Source organism: Kitasatospora sp. NPDC059817 (assembly GCF_042731835.1).
Lineage (GTDB): Bacteria > Actinomycetota > Actinomycetes > Streptomycetales > Streptomycetaceae > Kitasatospora.
The window spans coordinates 1-1,758 of record NZ_JBHWIR010000415.1 but is presented as its reverse complement, the minus strand read 5'-3'; the positions used below and the strand labels follow the sequence as shown (position 1 = coordinate 1,758).

The following is a 1,758-nucleotide window of genomic DNA, read 5'->3' as shown; positions in this document are numbered from 1 at the left end:
TTCTGTCTGACACAGGGTGTAAATGATTGTGGACTGTGTTGGGCGAAATAATTCCGCGTCTCCAATACCTAGCTGCGCGTCAGGTAGCTCCACTGGACGTGAAAGCTCCTGAAGCGCATGAACCCGGTTTTGAAGGTGATAGCCTTCCATCATGCCGCCTTACCTCCCTTGTAATACTTTGATGCCTGAAATTGAATTGCTCGCGATTGTGCTGATAATGGAAGTCGTAGACTTGGCATTTTTCAGGAACAGATAAATACCAATGAGAATCCCGATACCCGCAATCACGTCAAAAAACTTGTTAACCATCCACAAGACCTCCCATGATTTGTTTTACCTTGTCAACGTTCAGGACTGCCATACTTGCGAGAACAAGTACCAAGAACGTGTACGTTATTTTTTCATTTGTGAACATACCCAGCAGGATAACGAAAAAGAGAAAGGTGATAATAAACCGCATAGACTTTGTAAACTCTTGCATAGAATCACCCCTTTACTTCAAGCCAAAACCGCGTTTAAGACCGTTCCAAAACCCATCTATGAAAGTGTCTTTAGCTGCTTTTTTGACTTTCTTTTTCTGCTCCGGATTCATCTTTTTATACTTTTTATACGTGTCTTTTCCTGTCGATTTTTCAACTGCCTTTTTCGCTGTCTTTCCGGCTTCGTCGACGGTTTCTTTTGTAGATTCCCAACCATCTTTTACAACGTCCATCGGTGTAGAAATGTCAGGCGTCATTTTCTGTGCCATCTTTGACAGGTGTTTGCCGCCATAAAAGTCATCAAGAATAATCCATATGGCTGTGAGCGCCAGCGTGAAAAACAAAAGACCTTTTTCCATGTGTTATCCCTTCTTTTTGCGGCGGATAAAGAAGAACCAAAACACGATGATAATAACGGTGAGAACAAGAATTTTAGTCATTGCTTGACGCACCCCCGATTTTTGAAATAACCATTTTCAGATCGGTTAGAATTTCCCGTGTCTGTTCGTTATCCTTTGATTGTTTGAACATGAACCACGCGAGCATTACGCCCATGGCTCCGTTATTTAATAGGATTGAATAGATTTGCTCCACAAGTCACACCCCCTACACCCTTGCCGAGAATAGGAATACGACAAGGAACACAATGCCGAACCCCAGCAAGATTTGTTTTGATGTAATAGGGTCTTGCTTTACGTCATGCTCTTTTGCTGTGTCCTCATCATCGACAAGAGACATTTGATCTTCAGCTTCGGGAACTGTAGACGTTCGGGTACTCATAAACCCCATGTTTGGATATAAGTCTGCGGCATGGTAGAACATTTCACCTAGACCCATTTGTGATGGTGCGTTCATATAAATCCTCCTTCGTAGTAGTCAAATAAGAAAAGGAGGGAAAAGCCCTCCCGCGTGTATTAATGCAAGCGTGAAAGCTTTTCAGCAACGATTTTCACGCGCCCGCCTTTTTGAGTATTGAAGCGAATCCAAAACTCTGTAAGACGTTCGGTGTCAATATAGTCACGAGAGCCGCCGAGGTTTGGCAAGCCTTGGTTAGAGAAGTCAAACACATAAACCCCATCCGGTAAGACATAACCCAAGTCCGAATGATTTCGGGCTGCAAGTGCTGACGGCTTAATGCTGTAAGGGATGTCGGCTTGGTTAAATACCAATTCCAAGTTGCCCGCAAAGTCGCTGTCCTTCAGCGGGTTGCCTGACTCATCCGTAAAGTAAAACATGAGTTTACGGTAGATCGTCCCTGTCTGAAGCTTCACGATATTTT

3 protein-coding genes are annotated in these 1,758 nt (G+C 43.7%); all 3 read right to left on the bottom strand.

All coding sequences use genetic code 11. From position 1 onward, the window contains the following. Positions 1 to 493: 493 nt before the first annotated feature. Complete coding sequence (locus ACFV61_RS35870; protein ID WP_380496371.1) at positions 494 to 838, bottom strand: hypothetical protein; 345 nt, start codon at positions 836 to 838, stop codon at positions 494 to 496. Between the two features lie 247 nt (positions 839 to 1,085). Further along, a complete protein-coding gene (locus ACFV61_RS35865) occupies positions 1,086 to 1,334 on the bottom strand; it encodes a hypothetical protein (RefSeq protein WP_080467411.1) in 249 nt (82 codons plus the stop codon). Positions 1,335 to 1,393: 59 nt separating this feature from the next. Beyond that, positions 1,394 to 1,758 (bottom strand): hypothetical protein (locus ACFV61_RS35860; protein ID WP_380496369.1); only part of this gene is annotated, 365 nt, incomplete at its 5' end.